Consider the following 26527-nt stretch of genomic DNA (forward strand, 5'->3'; position numbering starts at 1 on the left):
GTCAGATCCCCGACCGGTGCGTCCACCGGCCCCCTACGAGCGTGCCGGCGACTGGCATCGCACGAAGCGTCGACGGGTCGCACGACGTCGGGTCCGCGTCGGCGAGCACCAGGTCACCGCGGGCGCCCTCGGCGACGGCCGCGACCGAACCGGGCACCACACCGAACGACGCGCCCAGTGCGGTCGCCCGGCCGATCTCCTGCTCGGGATGCCAGCGCTCCCGCTCGTCGGCCGACCGGTGCACCGCCGCAGCCAGCGCGACCCACGGGTCGAGCGGGGCGACCGGGGCGTCCGATCCGAGGGCGAGCCGGGCACCGGCCCGGTGCAGCGAGGCGAACGCGAACGCCCGCCCGGTACGGCCGGCCCACAACCGGTCGGCGACGTCCCGGTCGTCCAGCGCGTGCTCGGGCTGCACGCTCGCGACCAGGCCGAGCGCGGCGAAGCGGGGCACGTCGTCACCGGTGAGCAGCTGCGCGTGCTCGACCCGGCCGCGGGCGCCGGTGCCGGCGAACGCATCCAGCACCAGCGTGTTCGCGTGGTCGCCGATGGCGTGCAGGGCCGCGGTGAGACCCGCCGCGTGCGCCCTGCTGAGCAGCGGGTGCAACTGTTCGGGCGGCACCACCAGCAGGCCGCAGGGATGGTCGGGGACGACGCCCGACGGCGCGGGATAGGGGTCGTAGCAGTAGGCGGTGCGGGTGTTCAGCGAGCCGTCGGTGATCACCTTCAGCGGGCCGGCGGTCAGCAACCCACCCGAGCCGTCGACCACGTCACCGGAGCGCAGCCCGGTCGCGATCATCTCCTCCAGCCGGTCCGGCCACACCGACGCCTCGATACGCAGCCCGGTCGTCCCGGCGTCGATCCGGCGCCGCCAGTCCGGCAGCGACCACGGGGCCTCGAAGTCGACGATCCCGACCACCCCGCGGGCGGACGCGGCCCGTGCGGCCTCGGCGACGAACCCGTCGAGCACGTCGGCCGGGACGTCCTGCAGGGCGACCGCGACCGCGAAGAACTCCGACTCCCGGATCCGCCCGGTCGGGTGCCCCGGGTGCCCGAACCGGGCCGCCGCGGCCCCGTTGAGCCATCCCTGGTGCAGGTCGCCGGAGATCAGCACCACCGGGACGTCACCGGTCGCGGACACCGACACCGCATCGAGCAGCGAGCGGTGTGCCTGGTCGGGCCACAGGGCGTCCCGGAACCCGAAACCGACCAGCACCTCGCCGGGTGCCGGCGGCGCCTCGGCGATCCGCTGCGCGACGAGCGCGGCGCAGCCCGCCGCCGACCGGGCCGCGGACAGGTCGAGCCTGCGCCGGGCGAGCGACCACTGGGCCATGTGCACGTGGTGGTCCCACAGCCCGGGCAGCAGCGCGCGGCCGGCGCACTCGACGACCTCCGCCGGGGCCCCGTCACCGGACGGGTCGAGTCCGTGGCCGATCGCGGCGATCCGGTGCCCGGACAGCAGCACGTCCACCGGTTCGCCGAGCGCGTCGCAGCACGGCCGCAGCGGGCGGACCGAGCGCAGCAGCACCTCCGTCACCCCTGGTAGGGCCGGACGCGACCGGTCCAGCGGTCCTCGTCGCGCCGGTAGACCGGGATCGGCCGCTCGGCGACCCGGAAGGTGTAGCGGCCGGCCTCCTCGACCACCTCGCCGTCGGTCGCCAGCATGCTCGGCTCCAGCAGCTCCACGTCGAGCCGCGGCACCTCACGCTGGTGGTACACGCGGCTGTGCCCGAGCGCGCCGAGGATCAGCGCCAGCACCACCCGCAGCCGGGAGAACCGCACGTCGGCCCGCAACCAGCGGATGTCCAGCAGACCCGAGTCGAGCGTCGGCCGCCAGGCCGGCACCGCTCCGCGCGGGTGGTAGGGGCCGTTGCCGACGAACAGGAACCACACCTTGTACCAGCGGTCCTCGATCTTGACACTGATCTTCTCGGAGCGCCGCAGCACCGTGATCAGCGCGGCCGCGAACGCCGGCCACTTCCCGTAGCGCGGCTGCCACTGCTCGCGCAGCCGCACCAGCTCCGGGTACGAGCCGATCGACGCGGTGTTGATGAAGTACCGGGTACGGGTGACCGAGATGTCCTCCGGGTCGTCGAGGCGGCCCGGGTGCGCCTCCACCAGCGCCAGGTCGACGGCGACGGCCTCACCGGCCTGGGTCGCGTCCACCGCCTCCTGGGTGTCGTAGACACCGACGTCGCGGGCGAAGTGGTTCAGCGTGCCGCCGGGCACCACGACCAGCGGCAGCCCGTGCCGGTCGGCGACGGCTGCCGCGGTCGCCACGGTGCCGTCGCCGCCGGCCACACCGACCGCGCGCACCCACTGCCCGCGCTGGGCGATCGCGTCCTCCAGCATGTCCTCGACCTTGATCCCGTCGCCGACGACGAGATGGTGTGCGGCCGGCAGCCGCTCCCGCACCTCGTCGGAGACGTCGTGGTCGGGCGGCCCGGAGAACGGGTTCGACACGATGACCAGACCGTCGCCGTTGGGCAGCACCGGCACCGAGTCGATCGGGCGGGCCCTGGCCTCGTCGCTCGGCCGGACCGGCCACCAGCGCCGGGTCAGGTGCGCGAGGCCCGTCCCGACCGCGGCGCCGACGAGCACGTCCGAGGTCCAGTGCACGCCCACATGCACCCGCGACCAGCCCACCAGCACGGCCAGCGGCACCACCACCGGTGCGGCCCGGCGGTGCTCCAGCACGACGGCGGTGGCGAACGCGGCGGCCGACGCCGCGTGCCCGGAGGGGAACGACGACGACGACGGCGGGTCGCTCACCGTCCGGAACGCCGGGAGCTCGGCGGCCGCCGGGCGACGCCGGGGCAGCAGCGGTTTGAGGATCGCGTTCGCCGTCAGGCTGGTGAGCGCGATCGAGGCGACCCCGCGCATGGCGGCCTTGCGGCTCGCGCCCCGCCGCGCGGCGAGGAGTCCGGCGACCGCGAACCAGAGCAGGCTGTGGTCGGCCGAGCGGGTGAGTCCGCGCAGTGTCGCGTCCACCCGGCTCGGCGGTCGGGTCGAGATGAAATCGGTGATGGCCCGGTCGACCTGCGAGACGGTCGTGACGCCGTCGTCCACCCGACGGGACCGGCGTGCGACGCGCTCGAACCATCCGCTCACAGCACTGACAGTAGAGGGGGTCCGGCGCATACCCTGAAGGGCATGCAGCGTCGGATCTTCGGGATCGAGACGGAGTTCGGTGTCACGTGCACCTTCCACGGGCAGCGTCGCCTGTCCCCGGACGAGGTGGCCCGCTACCTGTTCCGGCGGGTGGTGTCGTGGGGCCGTTCCTCCAACGTCTTCCTCCGCAACGGTGCCCGTCTCTACCTCGACGTCGGTTCCCATCCCGAGTACGCCACCGCCGAGTGCGACTCGCTGACCCAGCTCGTCGCGCACGACAAGGCCGGCGAACGCATCCTCGAGGACCTCCTGGTCGACGCCGAGCGGCGGCTGGTCGACGAGGGCATCGGCGGTGACATCTACCTGTTCAAGAACAACACCGACTCCGCGGGCAACTCCTACGGCTGCCACGAGAACTACCTGGTCGCCCGGCAGGGCGAGTTCTCCCGGATCGCCGACGTGCTGCTGCCGTTCCTGGTCACCCGCCAGCTGATCTGCGGCGCCGGCAAGGTGCTGCAGACCCCGCGCGGTGCGGTGTACTGCCTGTCGCAGCGGGCCGAGCACATCTGGGAGGGCGTCTCCTCGGCGACCACCCGGTCCCGGCCGATCATCAACACCCGCGACGAGCCGCACGCCGACGCCGAGCGCTACCGCAGGCTGCACGTCATCGTCGGCGACTCGAACATGTCCGAGGTGACGACCCTGCTCAAGGTGGGATCGGCGACCCTGGTACTGGAGATGATCGAGGCGGGCGTCCAGTTCCGGGACTTCACGCTGGACAACCCGATCCGCGCCATCCGGGAGATCAGCCACGACCTCACCGGCCGGCGCCCGGTCCGGATGGCGGGCGGGCGGGAGGCCAGCGCGCTGGACATCCAGCGCGAGTACCACGCCCGCGCCGTCGAGTACCTGCAGACCCGCGGGCACGAGGACGCGGTGATGGACCGGGTCGTCGAGCTGTGGGGCCGCACGCTCGACGCCGTCGAGCGGCAGGACCTCACGCTGATCGACCGGGAGATCGACTGGGCGATCAAGCACCGGCTCGTCGAGCGGTACCGGGACAAGCACGGCCTGGAGCTGTCCAGCGCCCGGATCGCCCAGCTCGACCTGGCCTACCACGACGTCCGGCGGGGGCGCGGGATCTTCGACATGCTCCAGCGCAAGGACCTGGTGGACCGGGTGACCGACGACGGTGAGATCGAGGCCGCCAAGGACACCCCGCCGGAGTCCACGCGGGCCAAGCTGCGCGGTGACTTCATCGCCGCCGCCCAGGCCGCCGGCCGCGACTTCACCGTCGACTGGGTGCACCTGAAGCTGAACGACCAGGCCCAGCGGACCGTGCTGTGCAAGGACCCGTTCCGCGCCGTCGACGAGCGGGTGGACCGGCTGATCGCCTCGTTGTAGCCCGCGGTGGGTCGGGACCGCACGGGGCCCGACCCACCGGCGCTCAGGACTGCAGTGCGTCCGGCTGCGCGACCCGCCCGAAGCGGGACTCCGAGGGGTCGGCGAACACGTGCAGGCCGAACCTGCGGGACAGCTCCCGGCAGACGGCGACCCCGCGCACCGAGTTGCCGTGCCGGTCCAGGCCGGGGGAGTACACGCCGAGGCCGAAGTACTTGGGCAGTACCCCCATGATGCCGCCGGACACCCCGCTCTTCGCCGGGATCCCCACGTCGTGCGCCCATTCACCGGCGGCGTCGTACATGCCGCACATGCTCATCACGCTGATCACCGTGCGCAGGTGCTCGCGGGGCAGCGCCGTCTCCCCGGTCAGCGGGTTGACACCGCCGTTGGCCAGGGTCGCCGCCATCACCGACAGTTCCGGCGTGGTGACCGTGATGGAGCAGGCGGAGAGGTAGACGAACAGGTTGTCGTCGATGTCGCCGTGCAGCATCCCCAGGCTGCGCATGAGGTAGGACAGGCCGAGGTTGCGGTCGTTGGAGACCAGCTGCTGGTCGAGGATCTCCTGGTCGACGACCAGATCCGGGTTGCCCGTGTAGGCGCGGTAGCGCTGCAGGAGCCGGTCGACCCGCTCCTCCTTGGACGAGCCGTGCACGAGATTCGCCGCGACCAGCGCGCCTGCGTTGATCATGGGGTTGAACGGGCGGTTGTGCACGTCGTCGAAGGTGATCGAGTTGAACGGGTCACCGGAGGGCTCCACCCCGACCGCCTCCAGGGTGGCGTCCAGCCCGTTGTCCTCCAGGGCCAGGCCGTAGGTGAACACCTTCGAGATCGAGTGCAGCGGGAACCGGACGTCGCAGTCGCCGACCTGCCACTGGGTGCCGTCGATGTTGGTCCCGGCGAGCCCGAACTCGTCCGCTCGCGCCTCCATCTCCGCGGGGTAGTAGCTGACCACCTCCTCACCGGGCAGCAGGATCCCCCGGCCCGCGGTGCAGGTGTTGCGCAGGTCCTCGAGCTGTTCCTGGACGAGCTCGCGTTCCTTCTGGGCGACCATGTCGTCCCTCCCCGTCGACGATGTGGACCATCGCAACGTAGAGGTGCGCCCGCCGGCGCGCCCTACAGACCCTCCGGCAGCCAGCCGTCCCCGGAGGGGTACATCTCGGTGGCGTCCTCGCGCCGGGCGGGGCGCACGATCCGCCCCAGCCGGGACTCCGACGGATCGGCGAACACGTGCAGCCCGAAGCGGTCCGACAGCGCCCGGCAGACCGCGACCCCGCGGGCGGAGTTGCCGTGCCGGTCCAGGCCGGGGGAGTGCACACCGACCCCGATCGCGTCCGGGATGACGGCCAGGATCGCGCCGGACACGCTGGACTTGGCCGGGATGCCGACGTCGTAGTGCCACTGCCCGGCGGCGTCGTACATTCCGCACATGCTCATCACGCTGAGCACGTCGCGGGTGTAGGTCCTGGGCAGGGCCGGGACGCCGGTGAACGGGTTCGCGCCGCCGCGGGCGATCGTGGCGGCCATCGTCGAGAGCTCGACGCTGGTGACGCACACCGAGCAGGCCGCCAGGTAGACGAAGAGGTTGTCCTCGATGTTGCCGTGCAGCATGCCGAGGCTGCGCATCAGGTAGGACAGCGCGACGTTGCGGTCGTTGGACACGAGCTGCTCGGCGAGGACGTCCTCGTCGACGGTCAGGTCGGGGTTGCCGGCGTAGATCCGCAACCGGGTGAGCAGCCGCTCGACCTTCTCCTCCTTGGACGAGCCGTGCACGAGGTTCACCGCGACCAGCGCTCCCGCGTTGATCATGGGGTTGAACGGCCGGTTGTTGACCTCGTCGAAGCTGATCGAGTTGAACGGGTCCCCGGAGGGCTCCACCCCGACCCGGAGCAGGACCTCCTCGCGCCCGTTGTCCTCCAGCGCGAGACCGTAGGTGAACACCTTCGAGATCGAGTGCAGCGGGAACCGGAAGTCCGCGTCACCGACCTGCCACTGCATGCCGTCGATGTCCGTGGCGGCCAGGCCGAACACGTCGGCGTGCGCCGCCATCGACGGCGGGTAGTAGGCGACGACCCGGCCGTCCGGGATGCCACCCGGACGGCCGACGACCTGGTGCAGCTCCTCGAGCTGCTGCTGGACGATCTCGCGCTCGGTCTGCTCCATCCCGCACCCTCCGCCGTACTCGGTGCGGGGGGCTCGTCCCACCGCGACCGGTGCGCAGCGGAACCTAGATCACGCGGACGGCTCACTCGATCCCGGGCATGATCTTCCGCCGGAGCTCGGCCAGCTCGTCCTGCACCTCCGGGTCCGCCGGGCCCGCCTTCTCCGGCGCGGGCGCGATCCCCATCGAGCGCAGCAGCCCGGTGGCCGCGGCCGCCGGGTCCCCGGTCTCCCCCAGGACCGGATGCAGGCCCTGCTCGGCGAGGTGGTGGAACACCAGGTTCACCACGGTCCACGGGTTGTAGGTCTCCTGGTCCGGGGTCATGCGGCCACCTCCACGTCCGGCGTCGTCGCCGCCTGCGAGCCTTTCCCCAACGGACGGGGCCGTCAACAGCCCTGTCGCAGGATGAGACACCTGCTCACCGGTCGTCCGGGGACGCGGTGCGGTCGGCGGCGAGCCGGTGCCCGCGGATACCATGCCGTCGTGTCCTCCGCCCGCGCCGAGCGACTGGTCAACCTGGTGCTCTGCCTGATGTCGACGCGGCAGTTCCTGTCCGCGGAACGGATCCGGGCGACCGTGCCGGGCTACGCCGAGGCGGCGAGCGACGAGGCGTTCTTCCGGATGTTCGAGCGGGACAAGGCGGAGTTGCGTGAGCTGGGCGTTCCGCTGGAGACCGGGCACACCTCCGCGTTCGACACCGTGGACGGGTACCGGATCGCCCGCGCCGACTACGAGCTGGGCGAGATCGAGCTGACGCCCGACGAGGCGACCGTGGTGGCGCTCGCCGGGAACCTCTGGGACTCCCCGGAGCTGGCCGGCGCCGCCCACGGTGCCCTGGTGAAGCTGCGCGCGGCCGGGGTCGAGGTCGCCGAGACCCCGGCCGCGACGATCCGGACCGGCCTGCACGCCGGGGAGCCCGCGCTCGCGCCGCTGCTGGCGGCGACCCGGGCCGGTCGCGCCGTGGTCTTCGCCCACCGCCGGGGCGGCCCGGCCGGCGAACCGGTCCGGCGTGAGGTGGAGCCGTGGGGCGTGGTGTCGTTCCGCGGCCGCTGGTACCTGGTGGGCCACGACCGCGACCGGGACGACGTGCGCTGCTTCCGGCTCTCCCGGATCCACGGCGAGGTCCGGCCGACCGGGCCGGACGGCGCGGTGCGGGTCCCGGACGGTGTCGACCTGCGGGCGATCGTGCGCGCGTCCGCCGGGCCGCCGCCGGTCTCGGGTACGGCCCGGGTGTGGGTGGCCGCGGGCCGCGCGGCCGGGCTGCGCAGGCTGGGCCGGGAGCGGGGCCCGGCCGAGCACGCCGGCCGGGCCGGCGTCGAGATCGAGCTGGACGTGCGGGACCGGGACACGGTCGCCCGCTGGCTGGCCGGGCACGGCCCGGACGTCGCGGTGCTGGATCCGCCCGAGCTGGCGGCCGCGGTCCGCACGTTGTGGGCGGGTGCGGCCGCACTCGCGGCCGGGGCCGCCCGGTGACCCGGCACGGCGTGGCGCAGCGGTTGCCCCGGTTGCTCTCCCTGGTGCCCTACCTGCGGGCCCGGCCCGGTGTGCCGGTGGCGGAGGCGGCCGCCGACTTCGGGGTCGACGAGAAGCAGCTGCGCCGCGACCTGGAGCTGCTGTGGATGTGCGGGCTCCCCGGGTACGGCCCCGGTGACCTGGTGGACCTGTCGTTCGCCGGGGACACCGTCGACGTCGTGTTCGACGCCGGCCTCACCCGCCCGCTGCGGCTCACCACCACCGAGGCGACGGCACTGCTGGTCGCGCTGCGGATGCTGCACCAGAGCCCCGGTGTCGTCGACTCCGACGCGGTCGCCCGGGCGATCGGCAAGATCGAGGCCGCGGTCGGGACGGCGGGGGAGCGGGCGGGTGTGGTCAGCGTCGAGTCCGGGACCGACGAGCGGGAGACCACCGCGGTCGTGCGGGGCGCGCTGGACCGGGGGCACGCGCTGCGCATCGTCTACTTCACGGCGGGCCGGGACGCGGTCTCGCGGCGTGACGTCGACCCGATGCGGCTGGTCGTCGCCGAGGGCCGCGGTTACCTGGAGGCGTGGTGCCGGCGGGCGGAAGGCGTCCGGATGTTCCGGTTGGACCGGGTCGAGCAGGCCGAGGAGCTCCCGGAGCGGGCCCGCCCGCACCCGGAGGCCGAACCGACCGACGTCACGCACGGGCTGTTCAGCCCGCGCTCCGGGCACCGGCTCGCGGTGCTGGAGCTCGATCCGCAGGCGCACTGGGTGGCCGAGTACTACCCGGTGGACGACGTCCGGGCCCCGGAGGAGGGCGTCGAGGCCCCGCTCCCCGGCCCGGACGGCGCGTTGCGGGTGCTGATCCGGTTCGCCGACCCGGACTGGCTGGTCCGGCTGGTACTGGGGTTGGGCGGGCGGGCCCGGATCGTCGAGCCCGACGAGCTGGCCGTGGCGGTGCGCGAGCGCGCTCGGCAGGCACTCTCCCTCACCGACGGAGCGTGACGGTACGATCACATTCTGCATTGTCGCGAGCACGTGAACTCGCGGTGACGATCGCCCGGTTCCTGCCGGGCACCCGAGGACGGCACGGACGCCGTGCGTAGACTCGGCCAGGTCGAGATCGACGGAGGTTGACACCATGCCCGGTGGCTACGAGTGGCTCATCATCATCGCCGTCCTGCTGCTGCTGTTCGGCGCGAAGAAGCTCCCCGAGATGGCGCGCTCGGTTGGCCAGTCCGCCCGCGTGTTCAAGGGTGAGATGAAGGGCCTCAAGGACGACGACGCCCGCGCCAAGGGGACGGACACGACGGTCGGCACCGAGCAGGCCGTGAAGCCCGCCCCGCAGGAGCTGCCGGCGGCCGCGTCGGCCCCGCAGAACCAGGGCGAGCCCGCCCCGCAGCCGCAGGAGCGCGGCGCGGGTTCCGCGAACTGAGGCGTCCAGCGCCGTGAAGTCGCCGTTCCGTCGGAAGCGCACCGTCAACCCCGACGGGACCATGACGCTGATCGAGCACCTCTACGAGCTGCGCAACCGGCTCGGGATCTCGCTCGCCGCGATCGCGGTGACCACGGTGTTCGGCTACATCTGGTTCGAGGTGTCGTTCTTCGGCTGGCCCAGCCTGGGCGAGCTGCTCAAGGATCCGTACTGCTCGCTGCCGGCGACGTCGCGGGCGTCGTTCAACGCCGATCCGAACTCCTGCACGCTGCTCGGCACGACGCCGTTCGACCAGTTCATGCTCCGGCTCAAGGTCGGCGCGACGGCCGGGGTGATCCTGGCCTGCCCGATCTGGCTCTATCAGTTCTGGGGTTTCATCACACCCGGTCTGCTGAAGAAGGAGCGGCGCTACGCGCTGAGCTTCGTCTCGGTCGCGGCGGTGCTGTTCGTGACCGGCGCCGTGCTCGCCTACCTGATCATCCCGCAGGCGCTCGGCTTCCTGCTCACGATCGGTAGCGAGATCCAGACGACGGCGCTGACCGGTGCGTCGTACTTCTCGCTGGTCGTCAACCTGATCGTGATCTTCGGGGTCAGCTTCCTGATCCCGCTGGTCGTGGTGGCGCTCAACGGGGCCGGGGTGGTCACCTACGCGGCGCTGGCGAAGGCCCGGCGCGGCCTGATCTTCGGCCTGTTCGTCTTCGCCGCGATCGCGACGCCGGGCCAGGACCCGATCTCGATGCTGGCGCTGGCGTTCGCACTCACGCTGCTGTTCGAGGCCGCGATCCAGATCTGCCGGTTCAACGACCGCCGCCGGGCCCGCAAGCGGGCCGAGGAGGGCTGGGACGGGCTCGACCCGGACACCCCCTCGCAGATCGACACCACTCCGTCCCGGATCGAGGGCCCGTCCCGCATCGACGAGCCGTCCCGGATCGACGAGCCCGCCCGGCACGAGGGCGGCACGCGCACCGCGGCGCCGCCGACGGTGACCCGTCCCGCCGATCCCGTTCCGCCGCCGGGTCGCGACGACCCGGCGCCGGGATACGACGACGTCACCTGATCCCGGGTCCGCAGGGGGCCGCGCGGCGTGTCGCGGCCCGCCGTGCCCACCCGGCGTGCCCCCGCACAACGGGGGCCCGCGGCCACGTCCGTAGGCTCTGCCCGGACCGGGACGGCGGGCAGGACAGGCGAGGAGTGGGTCGGGGCGCATGAAGTACAACCGCGTGGTCATCAAGCTCAGCGGGCAGGCGATGGCCGGGGACGACGGCTTCGGGTTCTCGGCGCCCGCACTGACCCACCTGGCCTCGCAGATCCAGCAGGTCCGTCGGCTGGGCGTGCAGATCGCGGTGGTCGTCGGCGGCGGCAACGTCTTCCGCGGCAACCGCTCCGACTCCTGGGGCATCGACCGGGTCGAGGCCGACAACATCGGGATGCTCGGCACCGTGATCAACAGCCTGCTGCTGCGCGGCAAGCTGGCCGCGGGCGGCGAGGAGAACGTCCGGGTGATGACCGCGATCCCGATCAACGCGGTCGCCGAGCCGTTCCTGCGGCTGCGGGCCAAGCGGCACCTGGAGAAGGACTCGATCCTGATCTTCTCCGGTGGGAACGGGCAGCCCTTCATCACCACCGACTACCCGAGCGTGCAGCGAGCACTGGAGATCGGCGCGGACGCCCTGCTGGTGGCCAAGCACGGCGTCGACGGCGTCTACGACACCGACCCCCGCAAGGACGCCGCCGCCCGCCGCTACGAGCGGTTGCCCTACGACGAGGTGCTGTCCCGCCGGCTCGCCGTGATGGACCAGACCGCGTTCATCCTGGCCCGCGACCACGGCCTCCCGCTGCACGTGTTCGACATCGAGCAGGACGGCCTGATGGCCGCGATCTGCCGCGGCGAGCACCACGGGACGGAGATCAACGCCGACATCGTGGAGCCGGAGTTCGCCCGGGACGCGTGAGCCCCGACCCCTGGCCGCCCGCCCGCACAGTGCGTCACACCCGTCGCGACGGCGGACCGTCGGGGGTGTGTGACAGCCTGGAGCGGTGAGTACCCGTTCAGGGAGCAGTGCAGGCAGCCGCGCCACCGGCAGCATCGACCCGGCCGCCGCCTACGCGGCGGCGAAGGCCAGGGCCGCACATCCACGGCTCGCCGAGTTCACCGGGCTGCTGCCGTTCGAGCTGGACGGCTTCCAGCGGGAGGCGTGCGAGGCCCTGGAGGACGGGCACGGTGTGCTCCTGTGCGCGCCCACCGGCGCCGGCAAGACGGTCGCCGGGGAGTTCGCGGTGCACCTGGCGCTCTCCGAGGGCCGCAAGTGCTTCTACACCACCCCGATCAAGGCGCTGTCGAACCAGAAGTACGCCGATCTGGTCGACCGCTACGGCGCCGACGCGGTCGGCCTGCTGACCGGGGACACGGCCGTGAACGGCGATGCCCAGGTGGTCGTGATGACCACCGAGGTCCTCCGGAACATGATCTACGCCGACAGCACCGACTCGGGCCTCGGCGGCACGGCGAACCGCAGGCTCGACCATCTCGGCTACGTCGTGATGGACGAGGTGCACTACCTCGCCGACCGCTTCCGGGGCGCGGTCTGGGAGGAGGTCATCCTCCAGCTGCCCGAACACGTCGCCGTGGTCGGGCTGTCGGCGACGGTGAGCAACGCCGAGGAGTTCGGCGACTGGCTGGTCGAGGTCCGCGGCGACACCGCCGTCGTCGTCGACGAGCACCGGCCGGTCCCGTTGTCGCAGCACATGATGGTCGGCAACCGGCTGTTCGACCTGTTCGGCGAGCGCAGGCCGGGTGACGGCCCGGCCGAGCTCGTCGTCGATCCGGACCTGGTCCGCTACACCCGGGAGATGCAGCGGCGGGACTTCGCCGGGTCGCGGGCCGCGGACCGGGCGGGTGACCGGGGCCCGCGGGCCGGTGGCCGCGGCGCCCCGCGGGACCGCCACCGCACCCGCGGAGGGCGCGACGCGCGCAACGACTCGACCGCCGTCGTCGGTCGCGGGCCGCGGCCGGGCGGACCCGGCAGGCCCGGCGGGTTCCGCCCGCCGTCGCGGGTCCAGGTGATCGACCGGCTGGACCGGGAGGGGCTGCTCCCGGCGATCACCTTCGTGTTCTCCCGGGCCGGGTGCGACGCCGCCGTCGCACAGTGCGTGCGCGCAGGCGTCCGGCTCACCGGTCCCGACGAGATCGACGAGATCCGCCGGGTCGTCGAGAAGCACACCGGTGACCTCCCGCAGGCCGACCTGGGGGTGCTGGGGTACTGGGAGTGGCGCGAGGCGCTCGAACGCGGTGTCGCCGCACACCACGCCGGGCTGCTCCCCGCGTTCAAGGAGACCGTCGAGGAGCTGTTCGTGGCCGGCCTCGTGCGGTGTGTCTTCGCGACCGAGACCCTGGCCCTGGGCATCAACATGCCGGCCCGCACGGTGGTGCTGGAGCGGCTCGTCAAGTTCAACGGCGAGGCGCACGTGGACCTGACGCCGGGCGAGTACACCCAGCTCACCGGCCGGGCCGGGCGGCGCGGGATCGACGTCGAGGGGCACGCGGTCGTGCTGTGGACCCCCGGCATGGACCCGGAGCAGGTCGCGGGGCTGGCGTCCACCCGGACCTATCCGCTGCACAGCTCGTTCCGCCCGGTCTACAACATGTCGGTGAACCTGGTCGGCAGGCTCGGCACCGACGCGGCCCGCGAGCTGTTGGAGCGCTCGTTCGGGCAGTTCCAGGCCGACCGGTCGGTGGTCGGCCTGGCCCGCCGGATCGACCGCAACACCGAGGCCCTCGCGGGCTACCGGGAGTCGATGACCTGCCATCTCGGCGACTTCGCCGAGTACGCGGAGCTGCGCAGGCGGATCAGCGAGCGGGAGAAGGCGCTGCGCAGGCAGAACACGGCCGTCGCACGGGAGGAGACCGCCGAGTCGTTGCGCGAGCTGCGTCCCGGGGACGTCATCGCCGTCCCGTCCGGCAGGCGGGCCGGCATCGCCGTCGTCCTCGACCCGGGGGTGGGTGCGATCTCGGCGAACGGCCACGACGATCCCGAGCCGCGGCCGCTGGTCTGCACCGAGGACCGCTGGGCGGGCCGGTTGTCCGCCGCGGACTTCCCGGCCGCGGTCGAGGTGCTGGGCCGGATCAAGCTGCCCCGCCGGGTGGAGCACCGTTCCCCGCAGGTCCGCCGGGACATCGCCTCGTCGCTGCGCAACTCCCGTATCCGCCCGCCCGACGGCGGCGGCCGCCGCGGCCGCCACGGTGTGCAGGACGATCCCGAACTCGTCACCCTGCGCCGCGCACTGCGCGTCCACCCCTGCCACGGGTGCGACGACCGGGAGGCGCACGCCCGGTGGAGCGAGCGGTACCAGCGGCTCGAACGCGAGACCGAGTCGCTCCGGCAGAAGGTCCGCGCGACGACGAACTCGCTGGCCCGGGCGTTCGACCGGATCCGGGCGCTGCTCTCCGAGCGGGGCTACCTGGTGCCGGCGGGGGAGGCCGCACCCGGCCAGGACGAGGTGACCGAGCACGGCCGGGTGCTGGCCCGGCTGTGGGGCGAGTCCGACCTGCTCGCCGCGGAGTGTCTGCGGCACGGCGCCTGGGAGGGTCTCGGCCCCGAGGAGCTGGCCGCCGTGGTGTCGGCGCTGGTGTACGAGTCGCGCCGGGACGACGCGCCGATGCCGCGCCTGCCCGCAGGCCCGGTGGCCGACGCGCTGGAGCGGACCGTCGCGCTGTGGGACGAGCTGGACGCCGACCAGCGCAGGCACAAGGCCGAACGCACCAGGGCCCCCGATCTGGCGTTCGCCTGGCCGATGCACCGCTGGGCGCGCGGGGAGTCCCTCGCACAGGTTCTCGAGGCCGCCGAACGCAACGGGCACGAGCTGTCCGCGGGCGACTTCGTACGCTGGGCGCGACAGGTGCTCGACCTGCTCGACCAGATCGCCGGGGTCGCCGGCCGGTCGAGCGGCGTCGGGCGGGCCGCGCACCGGGCGTCCGGTGCGGTGCGCCGCGGCGTGGTCGCGGCGGGCATGGAATGAGGCGCCCGGTGCCACACCCCCGGGCGGACGACGGACGGGCGAGAGGTCGGCGATGAGCAACCCGCAGGGACCGGACCGGCACACCGGGCGCGACACGGACGCCACCGAGCAGACGGGGGAGATCCCCGCATGGGGCACCCCGCCGCCGGGTGGTTGGGGTGCCGAACCCGAGTCGACCGGGGCCTGGGCACCCGAGCGGGACGACACCGGGGCGTGGGCGCCGCCGGACCCGGCGACCGGGGGCCTGCCCGGTGCCCGGCAGGACGGCGCCGACCCCGGCTGGAACACGGCGGATCCGGCCGCCGGGGGCACCGGGGGATGGGGCGCGGCCCCGCACGACCCGGCCGCCGGGAGCGCCGGAGGGTGGGGCCCGGTCGAGCAGGAGCCCGCCGCGGGCGGGTGGGGTGCGGCCCAGCAGGACGGCCCGGCGGGCGCGTCCCCGCAGCAGGCCGGTGCGCTGTGGGGCGACGAAGCCCAGGCGCAGGGTGACACCTGGGCGGTGCCGACCGGGCGCCGGCGCAGGCGACGCACGGCCGAGGAGCCGACCGACGCGGTACCGGCGTCGTCCCCGGCGTCGGCCTGGGCCGGGGACACCACCACCGCACAGCCCGCCGACGGCGGCGGCTGGGGCTCCGACCAGCCGTGGGCGCCACCGGAGAAGGTGCAGCGCCCGTCCACGACCCGGATGTGGATCCTGGCCGGGGGCGCGGCGCTGCTGGTCACCGTGCTGGCGTTGTCCGCGTTCGTGTGGCCCGCCTGGGCGGTGTCCCGGCATCTGGACCAGACCGCGCTGCAGGCCGGGGTCAACCAGGTCCTCACCGAGTCCTACGGGCACGAGGTCGGTGCCGTGCAGTGCCCGGACGACGTCGTCGTGGCGCAGGGCACGGCGTTCTCCTGCCAGGCGGTGGTCGACGGCGAGCAGGTCGAGGTACCGGGCCTGGTCACCTCGGACGAGGGGGACTACCAGGTCAACCGGGTGTGACCGGGAATCGGGTGGCGGCCCGACGCCGCACCGGGAAGGCTCGGCGGACGTGAACGCAGAGCACGACGTCCACGTCCTGACCGACCCCGCCGACCGCCGTGCCGCCTACGAGGCCTTCGTCCGGACGCTGCACCGCGGCCCGGTCCAGGACGCCGCCTGGGAGGCGCACGGCCAGTCCCCGGACGAGCACTGGCTGGGGGTGCGGGGCACCGACGGTGAGCTCGTCGGCAGCGCGTTCTCCTTCCCGACCAGGTTGACCCTGCCCGGCGCAGGCCGGGTGGACGCGGCTGCGGTCAGCGCCGTCGGGGTCCGTGCCGACCACACCCGGGCCGGCCGGTTGACCGCGCTGATGCGCGCCCAGCTCACTGCCGCCCGCCTGCGCGGCGACGCGGTGGCGGTACTGCGGGCCAGCGAGGCCACGATCTACGGCCGGTTCGGCTACGGGATCGCCTCCCGCGGCGACCACGTCCGGGTCGCCGCGCGCCCGCAGTGGCGCCCGGAGGCCCCCGGACCGGGCCGGGTCCGGATGCTCGGCGCGGCCGAGGCGACGAAGCTCCTGCCCGACCTGCAGGACCGGTTGGCCGCGGCCCGCCCCGGAGCGATCACCCGCAACGCGCGGTGGTGGCGGCGGGCGATCGACCCGGCCGGCACGTCCGCGTCGGAGTACCGGGGCATCGCCGTGCACACCGGCCCGGACGGCGACGACGGGTTCGCCGTCTGGGGCGTGCGAGAGGGCGAGCGGTTCGGCACCGACGAGATCGTCGTGCACGACCTGTGGTCGGGTTCGCCGTCGGCGACCTCCGGTCTGTGGCGGTTCCTCACCGCGATCGACCTGTCCACCGGGGTCGTCGCCTGGGCCCGCCCGTGCGACGAGGACCTCGACCTGATGCTCGCCGATCCGCGGGTGCACCGGATCACCGGTCGCGCCGACGACCTGTGGCTGCGGATCGTCGACGTGCCGACGGCGCTCGGGGCCCGCGCCTGGGGCACCGGTGACCCGGTGGTGCTCCGGCTGCACGATCCGCTGTTCGACGACGCGGGCACCTGGCGGCTCGGCCCCGACGGTGCCGTGCCCGCCGGTGGCGCCCTGCCCGACCTGGAGTGCGGGCTGGAGTCGTTCGCCGCCGCGTTCCTGGGGGACCGGGCGCCGTCGGCGCTGGCCACGGCGGGTCGCTGGACCGAGCACGTCGCCGGTGCGGCGGCCCGGGCGGACACGCTGTTCGCGGTGCCCGGCCCGGCACCGTGGTCCGGTACGTTCTTCTGAGGCCGGGCCTGCTCAGACGGCTCGGCGGCGCGCCCGGACCACCGCGTCGTGGGCGGTGACCTCGTGCCTGTCCTGGTCGGTCACCGGGTGCGGGCGGGCCTGTGCGACCTGCACCTCCCATTCGGCGTCGTCGAGATCGGCGATCAGCTCGATCTCGTCGGCGAACAGGTCCGGGTCGTGCGGGCGCCGCAGCGACCCCTCCAGATCCTTCGGGTGGTGCGCGACCAGCAGCAGTGTCCCGCCGGGAGCGACCGCGTCGGCGAGCCGGGCGTACACGGGCCGGCGCAGCTCCGAGGGCAGGTGCAGGTACTGCGCCGTGACCAGGTCGAACGCTCGCTCCGGCAATGCCCGGGTGCGCAGGTCGGCGACCTCGGTGGTGATCCGGTCGGCGACCCCGGCCGCCGTCGCCGCCTCCCGGGCACGTTCCACCGCCACCGTGGAGACGTCGACGGCCCGGACCTGCCAGCCGCGCCCGGCCAGCCAGATCGCGTCACCCCCTTCGCCGCAGCCGGCGTCCAGCGCGCGACCCGGTGCGAGATCGGCGGCCTCGGCGCGGAGCCAACGGTTCGGGTTCCCGCTCCACATCTGCTCCCGGGTCGCGTAGTGCGCGTCCCAGAACCCGGCCGACCACCGGTCGGCGACCGAGGCGGCGACGTCGGCCGCCAGCAGGTCCCGGGTGATCGCCGCGCCGGCGGTGGCTCCGGCCGCCACCGCCACCGGGACGGTCGCGGTCGGATCGGTGACGTTCCCGGCGGCGTACACCCCGGGCACGGCGGTCGCCCCCATCGGGTCGACCGGAAGGTGGTCGCCGAGCCCTGACGGGTGCTCGGCGGTGCCGAGCCCCAGTTCCTCCAGGAACCCGGCCCGGGCCCGGGCCGGTGGGGAGACGGCCAGCGCATCGCAGGCCACGACGCCCCCGTCGGCGAGCCGGACCCCGCTCAGCCGGCCGTCGTCGGACTCGACGCCGGCCACCCGCCCCTCGACGACGGTGATGCCGCGGGCGGCGAACCCGGCCCGCTGCTCGTCGTCGGGTTCCGGCCCGGTGTGCAGGAACAGTGTGACGGCGTCGGTCCAGCGGGTCACCAGCTGCGCCTTCATCAGGTCGTGCGGGCCGGTGCAGAGCACCCCGATCCGGGTGTCGCGGTGCTCCCAGGCGTGGCAGAACGGGCAAGCGAAGACGGTGCCGCCCCAGTGCCCGGCCAACCCGTCGAGCTCGGGCAGCTCGTCGGTCAGCCCGGTCGTGACGAGCAGTCGTCGCCCGGTGTACCGGTTCCCGTCGGCGGTGCCGACGGCGAACCCACCGGACGGGTCGGCCGCGGCGGAGACCACGCGCCCCTCCCGCACGACGCCGCCGTAACCGGTCACCTCCGCCCGGCCGAGCCGGGCGATCTCGGCCGGCGGCAGGCCGTCCCGGGTGAGCCAGTTGTGCACGCCGTCGGCGGGCGCGTTGCGGGGGGTTCCGTCGTCGAGCACGAGCACCCGCCAACGGGCCCGGGACAGGGTGAGGGCGGCGGACAGGCCGGCGGCGCCACCACCGACAACGATCACGTCGTACGAGGTCATGCCGTTCAGCCTGCAGACCCGCAGAGCCATCTGGCAAATCGCGTTGCCGCGATGGCAAAGTTGTGCCCATGGACGACGCCATCTCCACCACCCTCGCCGGTGTCGGTCCGCGACTCGCCGGACTGCGCACCGCCCGTGGGATGACCCTCGCCGACCTGTCGGCGGTCACCGGGATCTCGGTCAGCACGCTGTCCCGTCTGGAGTCGGGCGGCCGCAGGCCCACCCTGGAGCTGTTGTTGCCGATCGCCGCGGCGCACCAGGTCCCGCTCGACGAGCTGGTCGCCGCACCACCGGTCGGGGACCCCCGGGTCCGCCTGCGCCCCCGGCAGGCCCACGGTGCGACCGTCGTCCCCCTGACCGAGCGGCCCGGCGGGCTGCAGGCCTACAAGATGCTCATCCCGTGGCGCGGCGACCGGCCCGACCCGCGGGTGCACGAGGGCTACGAGTGGCTCTACGTGCTCGACGGGCGGCTGCGACTGGTGCTGGGTGAGCACGACGTGGAGCTCACCGCCGGCGAGGCGGCCGAGTTCGACACGCACGTCCCGCACTGGTTCGGCCCCGCCGCCCCCGGCCGGGCGGTCGAGGTGCTGAGCCTGTTCGGGCCGCAGGGCGAACGGATCCACACCCGCGCGGCACCCCGCGCCCGCTCGGCCACCGGCGCCCCCGGGATCGAACCTCCCTCGCGCGACCGGTGAAGCGGGCCGGTTCACCGGTCGAAGAACGACGGCACGTCGAGCGGCCCACCGGCCTCGGCGAACTCGGCGGCGACGGCCTCGCGCAACCCGGCGTCGTACAGCAGGTCGGCGGCCACGAGCGCCAACCCGCCGGCCCCGTCGACGACGCCCCGGTCCCCACCCGGCCCGCCCGCCGCCTCCGCGAACTCGAGGGTGTGCAGTGCGGTGCCGGGCTCGGCGATCGCCAGCATCGGATGGATCGCCGGGACCCGCAGTGACACGTTGCCCAGGTCGGTCGAGCCGGTCTCGGACTCCGGGACGACACCGCGCGGCCACACCGTGCGGCCGCGCTGCGCCTGGTGCACCGCCCAGCGCGCCGCCAGCGTCCGGTTGTGCCGGATCGGCAGGTAGGGCGGCTTCGGGTCCCAGGCAAGGGTGTAGCCGCACCCGGTCATCGTGGCCGCGCCGACCGCGATCGCCTGCACCCGTGTCGTCAGGTCGAGCAGTGTCTCCGGATCCCGGGAACGCAGGTAGTAGCGGGCCGCCGCACGCTCCGGGACGACGTTCGGGACCTGCCCGCCGTCGGTGACGATCCCGTGCACCCGGTCCCCGTCCGGCAGGTGCTGGCGCAGCATTGCCACCCCCTGGTACCCGAGGACGACGGCGTCCAGCGCGTTGCGCCCTCGGTGCGGCTGGGCCGAGGCGTGCGCGGCGACGCCGTGATAGGTGACCTCGAGCTGGCGCCGCCCCAGGAACGGGTGGTCGGCGATGTCGTGCGCGAACGGGTGGACCATCACGGCCGCGTCGACGCCGTCGAACGCGCCGGCCCGGGCCATCGTCTCCTTGCCCCCACCGCCCTCCTCGGCCGGCGTGCCGAGCAGCCGCACGGTCCCCGGTGGAGCGTCGTCGCGGGCGAACAGCCGGGCCAGCGCCAGGAACGCGCCGACCGCGGCCGCGCAGATCACGTTGTGCCCGCACCCGTGCCCGATCCCGGGCAGCGCGTCGTACTCGGCGAGCACCGCCACCGTCGGTCTGTCGCCGCTGCCCGCCTCGGCCCGCAGCGCGGTCTCCAGCCCGTGTCCACCGACCTCCGCGGCGACCCCGTGCCGGCCCAGCAGCGCCGCCACCGCGGCGACCGAGCGGTGCTCGGTGAACGCGGTCTCCGGGTCGGCGTGCAACCCGTGCGAGAGCTCCAGCAGCTCGCCGGACAGCTCGTCCACCGCGGTGTCGAGCAGCTCCCGCGCGGCCGCGGGCGCCCCGTCGTGCGGCGAGGTGATCGGCTCGGCGGCCGTGGCGCGGACCGCCGTCTCGCGGGCGACGGCGTCGTCGTGGGCCCGGCTCGGCTGCAGCGGGGACCCGTGCTCGGGGCAGGTCACCATCCGATCATTGCAGGATCAGCCGGCCGCCGAGTCGAGCGCGGTGAGCAACCGCCGCACCGACGACTCCAGGCCCCAGCGGGCGGCCAGCTCGGCGAGCCGGTCCGGGTCGGCCGGGGTACGGGGGAGCGCGGTGTCGCGGTCCAGCCGGACCTGCGCGTCGGTCACCACCCGCACCACCGGTTCGACGACGCCCAGGTAGTCGCTCGCCGCGGCGAGCTTGGCCCGGACGCCTGCGGCCATCCGCGCGTCGTCCGGCCGGGCCACGGCGGCGAGCAGCTCACCCCAGGAGTCGAACCGCCCGACCAGGGTCGCGGCCGTCTTGGCGCCGACGCCGGGCACCCCGGGCAGGCCGTCCGAGGGGTCACCGCGCAACATCGCCATCTCCGCGTAGGCCGATCCCGCCCGCTGCGCGGGCAGCCCGTACTTCGCGGCGACCTCCGCCGGGCCCAGCAGTTCGGCCCGGTTCAGCCCGCGCCCGATGTAGAGCAGCCGCACCTGCGGCTCGTCCCGGACGATCTGCATCAGGTCCCGGTCGCCGGAGACGGCCAGCACCGGCCCGGTCTCAGCACGGTGGGCGAGGGTACCGATGACGTCGTCGGCCTCGTGGCCCTCCGCCCCACCGGTACAGATCCCGGCCGCCGCCAGTACCTCCATGATCACCGGGACCTGCGGGGCGAGGGTGTCGGGCACCTCCTCGGGCACGCCGGCCTGCACACCGGTGACCCCCGCACCGGCCGGGCTCCCGACGACCCGGTGCGCCTTGTACGTCGGCAGCGCCGCCACCCGGAACGCGGGCCGCCAGTCCAGGTCGAGGCAGGCCACGAGCTCGCGCGGCCGGTGCTCGGTGACCAGCCGGGCGATCATGTCGGTGAACCCGCGCACCGCGTTGACCGGTGTGCCGTCGGGTGCGGTGATGCTCTCCGGAACCCCGAAGTAGGCACGGAAGTACATGCTCGCGGAGTCCAGCAGCATCAGCGGGCGGTCGCTCATGGCAGGTGAGTCTGGCATTCGTGCCCCTGGGGGAGCGCCCGGCCACCGGCCGTTGGGCATGATGGGGCGGTGGGAGCGCAGCGGGACAGCCCGGTGAGCCGGGGTGAGCAGGAGTGGATCGTGGACCGCGACGGATTCGTACTCGCCCAGGAGCGGACCGGTCACGCGGAGGACGGGCTGGCCGAGGCGGGCCCGCTGGCCCGGCAGTTCACCGCCCTCACCGGCGAGCTCCTGGCCTCCGGCACGGTCGGTGACGTCCTCGCCAGGGTGGTGGCGGCCGCGCGCCGCGTCATCCCGGCCGCGGACCTGGTCAGCGTGACCCTGCGCGACGGCGACGGGAGGTTCCACACGCCCGTCCAGACCGGGCCCGCCGCCTCCGACATCGACGCCGAGCAGTACCGCAGCGGCCGCGGACCGTGCGTGGAGGCCGCCAGGCCCGACGGTCCCGCCCTCGCCCACTCCGACGACCTGCGGTCGGAGGAGCGCTGGCCGGAGTTCGCCCGGGCCGCCGTCCGGCACGGTTACCTCTCGGTGCTCGCGAGCTCGCTGGTCCCCGACGCCGCCCCGCCGCGGCTCCCCGGAGCGCTGAACGTGTACGGCCGAGGCACCGACGCGTTCGCTCCCGCCGACCGGGACCGGTTGCTGTTGCTGTCCACCCACGCCTCGCTGGCGCTCGCGACCTGCACCGCGGTGTCCGCCGCCGAGCTGCAGGAGGCCCAGCTGCGCCAGGCCATCGCCTCCCGGGACGTGATCGGACAGGCCAAGGGCATCCTGATGGCACGGCGCGGTCTCACCGCCGAGGCCGCGTTCGACGTGCTCCGCCGCACCTCGCAGGACCTCAACGTGAAGCTCGTCGAGCTGGCCGGGACCCTCGCCGCGCGGCCCTCGGCACTCGACGGGGAGTGACCGGCCGGGGGGTGATGCTTCTCCCACCCCGCAGGTCCGCACCGGTACCCGGGCGGCGGTCGCACACCCCGCGTGCCCGCATACGCTGCGAACCATGACCGACGCCGTCGCCACCGAGCTGCTCGCCGACCGGCTCCGCCGGGCCGGCGAGCACGCCGCCGAGCAGGGCACCGACGTGCTCTTCCTGACCCCGGGAACCGACCTGCGGTACCTCACCGGGTTCGAGGGGTCCTCACACGAGCGGCTGACCTGCCTGATCGTCCCGGCCGCCGGGCACCGGGCTCCGCCCGCCCTGGTCGTGCCGTCCCTGGAAGCACCCGGCCTGGCCGGTCTCCCGCTGGAGGCCCTCGGCATCGACGTGGTGACCTGGACCGACGGCGAGGACCCCTACCTGCTGGTCAGCGACCTCGCCGGGGGGCCGACCCGGGTCGCGGTGGACGACGACATGGCGGCCCGGCACGTGCTCGGCCTGCGGAACGCCTTCCCCGACGTCCCGCAGACCCTCGGCGGCAGCGTGCTGCGCGAGCTGCGGATGCGCAAGGACCCGGCCGAGATCGCCCGGTTGCGCGCCGCTGGCGAGGCGATCGACCGGGTGCACGCGCGGATCGGCGAGTGGCTCAAGCCCGGGCGGACCGAGGCCGCGGTCGCGGCCGACCTGGCCGAGGCGATCGTCGCCGAAGGACACACCGAGGCGGCGTTCATCATCGTCGGGTCCGGGCCGAACGGCGCCAGCCCGCACCACGACGTGTCGGACCGGGTGATCGAGTCCGGCGACGTCGTCGTCATCGACATCGGCGGGCCGCTTCCCGACGGCTACAACTCCGACTGCACCCGGACCTACGCGGTGGGCGCCGATCCCGGTGCCGAGGTGCGCGAGACGTACGCCGTGCTGCAGGAGGCCCAGGAACGCGCCGTCGCCGCGGTGCGGCCCGGCGTCACCGCCGCATCGATCGACCGGGCCGCCCGCGAGCACATCGCCGCCGCCGGGCACGGTGAGCACTTCATCCACCGCACCGGTCACGGCATCGGCCTGGACGTGCACGAGGAGCCCTACATCGTCGACGGCAACGACCTGCTCCTCGAGGAGGGCATGGCGTTCTCCGTGGAGCCGGGCATCTACCAGGCCGGCCGGTGGGGCGCGCGGATCGAGGACATCGTGGTGGTCACCGCGGACGGCGCGGAGCGGCTCAACCGCAACTCCCGGGACCTCACCGTCCTCTAGGCGAGCAGCCCCGTGGGTGAGCGGTCCGCTCGGCGAGCCGGGCGGGTAGGGGTGTTGTCCGGGGAACGTTCGGGGTAACCCCTGAGTGGACTCCCGCCCGGCCCTGCCAGGGTGGGATGTGTACCCGCCGCCCGTCCGAAGGAGATCCCGGTGAACGTCCCGCAGTCCCGCAGTCTGGTCCGCCCGCGCAACGGGACGGTGATCGCCGGGGTCTGCGCCGGGCTCGCCGACCGGTTCGGCCTGGGCCGCAACATGGTCCGGCTGCTGTTCGTGCTGTCCTGCCTGCTGCCCGGCCCGCAGTTCGTGATCTACCTGGTGCTGTGGTTCATCATGCCGAAGGCCGACTACTGAGCGACCTTCCTGACCGATCCACCTGATCCCTGCCGTGACCTCCGGCGACGACGGCGTCCGTGTCGTGACCGTCGTCGCCGGGGGGCGGTGTGGCCCGGCCGGGCCGGTGCTGCCATGATGTGCCGCGTGATCGACCCGACGACCGCCGCCGCGCACCGCGCCGCGTGTCGCTGTCGCCCGGGTCCGTGCCCCATCGGCTGACGGTTCTGCATCCGTCGATCCGATCTCCGCTCCGGCGGACCGGGCACCGACCCTCTCCGGTCCCGAATCCCGACGGCCCGTTCCGGGCCCCGCACGCGAAGCGATCACACAGGTGCACACGCCCGATCTGTCCGGCGAGACCGTCCTCGCCCTGCACGCCCACCCCGACGACGAGTCCATCTTCACCGGGCTGACCCTGCGTCGGCTCGCCGACGCCGGCGCGCGCGTCGTCCTCGTGATGGCCACCGGTGGTGATCTCGGCGGCTCCCGGCTGCCGCTCGGGCCCGGTGAGGCCGTCACCGACCGGCGTCGCCGCGAGCTCGAGCAGGCTGCGGCACTGCTCGGTGTCTCCCGCCTGGTCCTTCTCGGGTACCGCGACTCCGGCTTGCCCGGTGGGCCCGACACGTCCCACCCGCTGGCCCTGGCCGGCGCCGACCCGGTCGTGCTCGGCCGCACCGTCGCCGAGCTGGTCGACGCCGAGGGCGCCGCGACCGTCGTGCACGACGACGACTCCGGGATCTACGGCCACCCCGATCACCGCGCGGCGCACGCGGCCGGTGCCATCGCCTGCTCGCTGACCGGCGCCACCGGATACCGGATGACGGTCGATCGGGAGCACCTCGCCCTCTCCGCGCGCGACCGGCACCTGATCCACGGTGCGGCCCGCGCCGCGGGCGTCGGTTTCGGCCGGGTGACCGCGGAGATCGCGGTCGCCGTGACCGGCACCGAGGCCGACCTGGGCGTCAAGCGGGACGCGATGCTCGCGCACGGCAGCCAGATCGATCCTGCCGCCGTCCCGGCCGCGACCTTCGCCGACGCCTACGGCTACGAGTGGTTCCTGCGCGGCGAGCGCGACGGCGCCACCCCGGAACCCGGCGTGCTCGACGCGCTGGGCAACGCCCACCTGCTCACCGGCACCCGCTGAGCGGCGCCCGGCCCGCCGCACCGGTCGATCACACCGGGCTCCGGACGAGGACTAGGCTGTCCGTAACTGCACTCCGGCGCCCGGCGGGTGCGCACCGTGATCGGCACGTCCACCGCTGCCGTTCGGCCGGTGTGTCACCCCCGGACCCGCAGGCGGTGAGACAGTAGGGTCGCCCGGTGCGGCGGGCACGGGCAGGGAAGGACAGGGCGAGAATGGCTGAACCACCGGGCCCGGTCCTGGTCGTGGTGCCGACCTATGAGGAGCGGGAGAACCTGGGGTCCGCGATCTCGCGGCTGCACGCCTGCCTACCCGACGTGGACGTCCTGGTGGTCGACGACGCCAGCCCCGACGGCACCGGCGAGCTCGCCGACGAGATGGCCGCCGCCGACGACCGGATCACGGTGCTGCACCGGGCCGGCAAGGACGGCCTCGGTGCCGCCTACCTGGACGGTTTCCGGCACGCACTCACCGGTGAGCACCAGGTCGTCGTGGAGATGGACGCGGACGGCTCGCACGCCCCCGAGGATCTACCGGCGCTGCTCGCCGCGTTGGAGGACGCCGACGTCGTGCTCGGTTCCCGCTACGTCCCCGGCGGGCGGGTGGTGAACTGGCCGTGGCACCGCGAGGCACTCTCACGTGGCGGCAACCTCTACTCCCGGCTCGCGCTGGGTGTACCGATCCGCGACATCACCGGGGGCTACCGGGTGTTCCGGCGCTCGGTGCTCGAACAACTGCATCTCGAGTCGGTCGCCTCGCAGGGCTACTGCTTCCAGGTCGACGTGGCGTGGCGCGCCGTGCGCGCCGGGTTCCGGGTGCGCGAGGTGCCGATCACCTTCACCGAGCGGGAACACGGATCGTCGAAGATGAGCGGCGCGATCGTGGCCGAGGCGCTGTGGCGGGTCACCTGTTGGGGGCTGTCCTACCGGCTCGGCCGCGACGCCCCCCAGTACCCGGCCGGACCGGTGGCCGAGGGCGCCCGCTCCTGACCGCGCGGAGCCCCCGCACGCGACGGAGCCCGGACCCTGGCGGGGTCCGGGCTCCGTACGCGTACGTGTCCGAGTTCAGGCGATCTCGGCCCGCCGCTCGCGCAGAACCTCGAGGCGCTCGTTGAGCAGCTCCTCCAGCTCGGCGATCGACCGGCGCTCGAGCAGCATGTCCCAGTGGGTACGCGGGGGCTTCTGCTTCTTCTGATCCGGCTGGGTCCCGTCGACCCGGCGTCCGATACCGCCCTGCGGCGACTCCCAGGTCGCCGGAGCCTCGGCGTCGTTCGCGAACGGCACCTCGAACTCGTAGCCGGACTCGGACACATAACGGACCATCTGCCGCGGCGCCAGGTCGTGATTGCGATCGGTCTCGTAGCTGACAGCCCCGAGCCGGCTGCCACGCAGAACGCGGTCGGCCATGCGTCGTCACCCTCCTTGCGTCTGTCGAGGCGGCGGCACCTCGACGGTTACGTCGCCGCCACCGGGTGTAACGTTCGTGGGGCTACGCT

General features: G+C 74.0%; 24 protein-coding genes. 15 read left to right on the forward strand and 9 right to left on the reverse strand.

The window, feature by feature from the left end; all coding sequences use genetic code 11:
- Position 1: 1 nt before the first annotated feature.
- Both AB0J24_RS01340 and AB0J24_RS01345 read right to left on the reverse strand, forming a co-directional pair.
- The gene (locus AB0J24_RS01340; RefSeq protein ID WP_358673611.1) at positions 2-1534 is read right to left on the reverse strand and encodes an amidohydrolase family protein; all 1533 of its coding nucleotides are present in this window, start codon (positions 1532-1534) and stop codon (positions 2-4) included.
- Positions 1531-3108 (reverse strand): phosphatase PAP2 family protein, encoded by a 1578-nt coding sequence (locus AB0J24_RS01345; protein ID WP_358673614.1) that lies wholly within the window; start codon positions 3106-3108, stop codon positions 1531-1533. The genes AB0J24_RS01340 and AB0J24_RS01345 overlap by 4 nt, the downstream gene beginning before the upstream one ends.
- Positions 3109-3150: 42 nt before the next feature.
- Here AB0J24_RS01345 and pafA point away from each other — a divergent pair, with 42 nt between their 5' ends.
- Positions 3151-4512 (forward strand): Pup--protein ligase, encoded by a 1362-nt coding sequence (gene pafA / locus AB0J24_RS01350; RefSeq protein WP_358673617.1) that lies wholly within the window; start codon positions 3151-3153, stop codon positions 4510-4512.
- A 43-nt stretch (positions 4513-4555) separates the two neighbouring features.
- On the opposite strand, the gene glsA (AB0J24_RS01355) is transcribed toward pafA, so the two are convergent.
- The 3 genes from glsA (AB0J24_RS01355) to AB0J24_RS01365 form a co-directional block, all read right to left on the reverse strand.
- Positions 4556-5563, reverse strand: coding sequence for a glutaminase A (glsA, locus tag AB0J24_RS01355; protein WP_358673620.1), 1008 nt, complete (start codon positions 5561-5563; stop codon positions 4556-4558).
- 62 nt (positions 5564-5625) lie between these two features.
- Positions 5626-6672, reverse strand: a complete 1047-nt coding sequence (gene glsA / locus AB0J24_RS01360; RefSeq protein ID WP_358673623.1) for a glutaminase A — start codon at positions 6670-6672, stop codon at positions 5626-5628.
- Between the two features lie 82 nt (positions 6673-6754).
- The gene (locus AB0J24_RS01365; protein ID WP_358673626.1) at positions 6755-6994 is read right to left on the reverse strand and encodes a hypothetical protein; all 240 of its coding nucleotides are present in this window, start codon (positions 6992-6994) and stop codon (positions 6755-6757) included.
- Positions 6995-7153: 159 nt separating this feature from the next.
- On the opposite strand from AB0J24_RS01365, the gene AB0J24_RS01370 reads away from it, so the two are divergent.
- The 8 genes from AB0J24_RS01370 (at position 7154) to AB0J24_RS01405 (ending at position 16824) form a co-directional block, all read left to right on the forward strand.
- Complete coding sequence (locus AB0J24_RS01370; protein ID WP_358673629.1) at positions 7154-8143, forward strand: WYL domain-containing protein; 990 nt, start codon at positions 7154-7156, stop codon at positions 8141-8143.
- Complete coding sequence (locus AB0J24_RS01375; RefSeq protein ID WP_358673632.1) at positions 8140-9132, forward strand: YafY family protein; 993 nt, start codon at positions 8140-8142, stop codon at positions 9130-9132. The genes AB0J24_RS01370 and AB0J24_RS01375 overlap by 4 nt, the downstream gene beginning before the upstream one ends.
- 136 nt (positions 9133-9268) lie before the next feature.
- On the forward strand, positions 9269-9562 hold the full coding sequence (gene tatA / locus AB0J24_RS01380; RefSeq protein WP_358673635.1) for a Sec-independent protein translocase subunit TatA: 294 nt from the start codon (positions 9269-9271) through the stop codon (positions 9560-9562).
- A 13-nt stretch (positions 9563-9575) separates the two neighbouring features.
- The gene (gene tatC, locus AB0J24_RS01385) at positions 9576-10619 is read left to right on the forward strand and encodes a twin-arginine translocase subunit TatC (RefSeq protein ID WP_358673638.1); all 1044 of its coding nucleotides are present in this window, start codon (positions 9576-9578) and stop codon (positions 10617-10619) included.
- Between the two features lie 148 nt (positions 10620-10767).
- On the forward strand, positions 10768-11514 hold the full coding sequence (pyrH, locus tag AB0J24_RS01390) for a UMP kinase (protein WP_358673641.1): 747 nt from the start codon (positions 10768-10770) through the stop codon (positions 11512-11514).
- A gap of 85 nt (positions 11515-11599) precedes the next feature.
- Positions 11600-14578: a DEAD/DEAH box helicase gene (locus AB0J24_RS01395; protein WP_358673643.1), complete on the forward strand. Its 2979-nt coding sequence runs from the start codon at positions 11600-11602 to the stop codon at positions 14576-14578.
- A gap of 52 nt (positions 14579-14630) precedes the next feature.
- Positions 14631-15560 carry a DUF4333 domain-containing protein gene (locus AB0J24_RS01400; RefSeq protein WP_358673646.1) on the forward strand — a complete coding sequence of 310 codons (930 nt, stop codon included), beginning with the start codon at positions 14631-14633 and terminating at the stop codon, positions 15558-15560.
- Between the two features lie 49 nt (positions 15561-15609).
- Positions 15610-16824, forward strand: a complete 1215-nt coding sequence (locus AB0J24_RS01405; protein WP_358673649.1) for a GNAT family N-acetyltransferase — start codon at positions 15610-15612, stop codon at positions 16822-16824.
- Positions 16825-16836: 12 nt separating this feature from the next.
- On the opposite strand, the gene AB0J24_RS01410 is transcribed toward AB0J24_RS01405, so the two are convergent.
- Positions 16837-18387 (reverse strand): FAD-dependent oxidoreductase, encoded by a 1551-nt coding sequence (locus AB0J24_RS01410; RefSeq protein WP_358673652.1) that lies wholly within the window; start codon positions 18385-18387, stop codon positions 16837-16839.
- Positions 18388-18455: 68 nt separating this feature from the next.
- On the opposite strand from AB0J24_RS01410, the gene AB0J24_RS01415 reads away from it, so the two are divergent.
- The gene (locus AB0J24_RS01415; RefSeq protein WP_358673655.1) at positions 18456-19082 is read left to right on the forward strand and encodes an XRE family transcriptional regulator; all 627 of its coding nucleotides are present in this window, start codon (positions 18456-18458) and stop codon (positions 19080-19082) included.
- Positions 19083-19093: 11 nt separating this feature from the next.
- Here AB0J24_RS01415 and AB0J24_RS01420 read toward each other — a convergent pair whose 3' ends face one another.
- Positions 19094-20437 carry a M20 family metallopeptidase gene (locus AB0J24_RS01420; protein WP_358674350.1) on the reverse strand — a complete coding sequence of 448 codons (1344 nt, stop codon included), beginning with the start codon at positions 20435-20437 and terminating at the stop codon, positions 19094-19096.
- Positions 20438-20455: 18 nt separating this feature from the next.
- A complete protein-coding gene (locus AB0J24_RS01425) occupies positions 20456-21430 on the reverse strand; it encodes a 5'-3' exonuclease (protein WP_358673658.1) in 975 nt (324 codons plus the stop codon).
- Positions 21431-21499: 69 nt separating this feature from the next.
- Between AB0J24_RS01425 and AB0J24_RS01430 the strand changes: the two genes are divergently transcribed.
- From AB0J24_RS01430 to AB0J24_RS01450, 5 genes are all read left to right on the forward strand, one after another.
- Entirely contained in the window at positions 21500-22336 is an 837-nt protein-coding gene (locus AB0J24_RS01430; RefSeq protein WP_358673661.1) for a GAF and ANTAR domain-containing protein, read from the forward strand.
- 94 nt (positions 22337-22430) lie between these two features.
- Positions 22431-23558 (forward strand): Xaa-Pro peptidase family protein, encoded by a 1128-nt coding sequence (locus AB0J24_RS01435; protein WP_358673664.1) that lies wholly within the window; start codon positions 22431-22433, stop codon positions 23556-23558.
- Between the two features lie 150 nt (positions 23559-23708).
- Positions 23709-23909, forward strand: coding sequence for a PspC domain-containing protein (locus AB0J24_RS01440; protein WP_358673667.1), 201 nt, complete (start codon positions 23709-23711; stop codon positions 23907-23909).
- Positions 23910-24222: 313 nt separating this feature from the next.
- Positions 24223-25035 (forward strand): PIG-L deacetylase family protein, encoded by an 813-nt coding sequence (locus AB0J24_RS01445; protein WP_358673670.1) that lies wholly within the window; start codon positions 24223-24225, stop codon positions 25033-25035.
- A 212-nt stretch (positions 25036-25247) separates the two neighbouring features.
- Positions 25248-26021 carry a polyprenol monophosphomannose synthase gene (locus tag AB0J24_RS01450; protein WP_358673673.1) on the forward strand — a complete coding sequence of 258 codons (774 nt, stop codon included), beginning with the start codon at positions 25248-25250 and terminating at the stop codon, positions 26019-26021.
- Positions 26022-26096: 75 nt separating this feature from the next.
- Here the strand turns inward: AB0J24_RS01450 and AB0J24_RS01455 are convergent, their stop codons facing one another.
- A complete protein-coding gene (locus tag AB0J24_RS01455; protein ID WP_358673676.1) occupies positions 26097-26438 on the reverse strand; it encodes an RNA polymerase-binding protein RbpA in 342 nt (113 codons plus the stop codon).
- Positions 26439-26527 lie beyond the last annotated feature (89 nt).

It is taken from the genome of Pseudonocardia sp. NPDC049635, from assembly GCF_040659795.1.
Classification (GTDB): domain Bacteria; phylum Actinomycetota; class Actinomycetes; order Mycobacteriales; family Pseudonocardiaceae; genus Pseudonocardia.

Excerpts from the sequence above, each read along its gene's own strand:
- pafA (WP_358673617.1), top strand. The coding sequence starts at position 3,151 with ATGCAGCGTCGGATCTTCGGGATCGAGACGGAGTTCGGTGTCACGTGC.
- glsA (WP_358673623.1), bottom strand. The coding sequence starts at position 6,672 with ATGGAGCAGACCGAGCGCGAGATCGTCCAGCAGCAGCTCGAGGAGCTG.
- AB0J24_RS01410 (WP_358673652.1), bottom strand. The coding sequence starts at position 18,387 with ATGACCTCGTACGACGTGATCGTTGTCGGTGGTGGCGCCGCCGGCCTG.
- tatA (WP_358673635.1), top strand. The coding sequence starts at position 9,269 with ATGCCCGGTGGCTACGAGTGGCTCATCATCATCGCCGTCCTGCTGCTG.
- AB0J24_RS01365 (WP_358673626.1), bottom strand. The coding sequence starts at position 6,994 with ATGACCCCGGACCAGGAGACCTACAACCCGTGGACCGTGGTGAACCTG.
- AB0J24_RS01450 (WP_358673673.1), top strand. The coding sequence starts at position 25,248 with ATGGCTGAACCACCGGGCCCGGTCCTGGTCGTGGTGCCGACCTATGAG.
- glsA (WP_358673620.1), bottom strand. The coding sequence starts at position 5,563 with ATGGTCGCCCAGAAGGAACGCGAGCTCGTCCAGGAACAGCTCGAGGAC.
- pyrH (WP_358673641.1), top strand. The coding sequence starts at position 10,768 with ATGAAGTACAACCGCGTGGTCATCAAGCTCAGCGGGCAGGCGATGGCC.
- AB0J24_RS01425 (WP_358673658.1), bottom strand. The coding sequence starts at position 21,430 with ATGAGCGACCGCCCGCTGATGCTGCTGGACTCCGCGAGCATGTACTTC.
- AB0J24_RS01455 (WP_358673676.1), bottom strand. The coding sequence starts at position 26,438 with ATGGCCGACCGCGTTCTGCGTGGCAGCCGGCTCGGGGCTGTCAGCTAC.
- AB0J24_RS01435 (WP_358673664.1), top strand. The coding sequence starts at position 22,431 with ATGACCGACGCCGTCGCCACCGAGCTGCTCGCCGACCGGCTCCGCCGG.
- AB0J24_RS01415 (WP_358673655.1), top strand. The coding sequence starts at position 18,456 with ATGGACGACGCCATCTCCACCACCCTCGCCGGTGTCGGTCCGCGACTC.
- AB0J24_RS01400 (WP_358673646.1), top strand. The coding sequence starts at position 14,631 with ATGAGCAACCCGCAGGGACCGGACCGGCACACCGGGCGCGACACGGAC.